Origin of the sequence: Paraburkholderia sp. BR13439 (genome assembly GCF_040948805.1) — a bacterium.
In the GTDB taxonomy this organism is placed as follows: domain Bacteria; phylum Pseudomonadota; class Gammaproteobacteria; order Burkholderiales; family Burkholderiaceae; genus Paraburkholderia; species Paraburkholderia youngii.
Genome location: NZ_JBFPKN010000112.1, coordinates 1 through 1341, shown reverse-complemented (window position 1 = coordinate 1341; position 1341 = coordinate 1). Strand labels below are relative to the sequence as shown.

At 55.8% G+C, this 1341-nt stretch carries 1 protein-coding gene and 1 pseudogene; one reads left to right on the top strand and one right to left on the bottom strand.

Translation table 11 applies throughout. The features are described from left to right. Nucleotides 1-521 precede the first annotated feature (521 nt). Entirely contained in the window at nucleotides 522-770 is a 249-nt protein-coding gene (locus AB3X96_RS42395) for a hypothetical protein (RefSeq protein WP_368594397.1), read from the bottom strand. A 490-nt stretch (nucleotides 771-1260) separates the two neighbouring features. On the opposite strand from AB3X96_RS42395, the pseudogene AB3X96_RS42390 reads away from it, so the two are divergent. After that, nucleotides 1261-1341: pseudogene (locus AB3X96_RS42390) on the top strand (IS5/IS1182 family transposase); the annotation flags it as partial.

Here is a 1341-nt window from a genome sequence, read left to right as displayed (position 1 = left end):
CTTGCGCGTGCGTTTCGTTGAAAGATCCAGACCAAGACCAAGCTGTGTCATCGAGGTACCCCTTAAACCTGCCTTCTCCCAGGATAGTCCACCGAGACGTCAACGCCAGGACTTTTGCAGACCTTCCTTAGAAGTCATCTTCCCTACCCCGTCCGCAGCTGCACTCGCCGAATTTCGCTAGTGCCTTCTCCTATCGGAGCGACGCATGCGAAGGCGTCGGTATGCCACGGCAGTTCGGCCATCGGCACGGCGGAGGGAAAACAGGCAACCGTGGCCACGGATTGGACTCCGAAGACCCGCAACGCTTCGCCGCCAGCTGAGTTCGGATGGTGCCACATGGTTAGGAGCATGTACCAAGGGAAAGGCAGCAATAAATTGATACTAAAGATTATATTGTGTGCGAACATTTCTGGATTTTAGTGGTGGGCGCACGCGATATGGGGCTCAACGAACCTTGGTGTGCCGGCACGGGATTGATTCACTCTAGCCAGACCAAAGGCAGAGACCGCCTAATGATTTTGTCAAGCAAGCGGCAGCCGTTCGGGCATTGGATTCCTGTTGTGGAGTATTGCCGACAGTACATTCACACGCCTCCTGGCAAGAGCAATGATGATCTGATGATGGCGCTTCGCTTCTTTACGTTTGAAGGCAGCGCTCTTGGGACAGCGCATGGATGAAAATGCCGACTGATAGAAGATCCGCTTCAAACGCTTGTCGCCCTTCTGGGGCCGTTTAAGCCAACTGGATTTGCCCGTGGGGCCCCAGAACATTGCTACTCCCCGATGTGCCGAATGAATTCCCATAGTCGGGTGGGCGTTCGACACGTCTGCGTCTGCGTCCTCGTGCTGCGCGATAAGAGACGGAAACGTGACAAAGTGTCGTCAGCCACCGTATATTCGCGAGCGGCCGCTAACCTGCATGCGGGAAAAAGAGCCTGCTGCAAGCAGAGGAACCAGGTATTGCCTGAGTCGCAGCGAGATACGCGCGATAGCCACCGTTCCGTCAAGCCGGATCTTTGGGTATTTGAGATGGCCCGTGAAATCACTGAATGACAGCACGAGACTGGACTAGACGGCATTGAGGTACCGCGTGATCGCGGTGAGCCGCCGATTTTCCAGACACTGCCTGGAAAATCTCTCCCTCGGGCGAGGCGAGATGGAAGTCGCGCATGCTAGCCAGACTGGCCCGGCCGATCTCGCGGCCAAAGCGGCGTGTTAGAGGGTGTTAGGCACTTTATGTCGGACCTGGTATCCTGGCGGAATGAAAAATCGCAGGCCTTACCCAACGGATGTATCGGATGAAGAGTGGTACTTCGCCGCTCCGTACCTGACCCTGATGAAC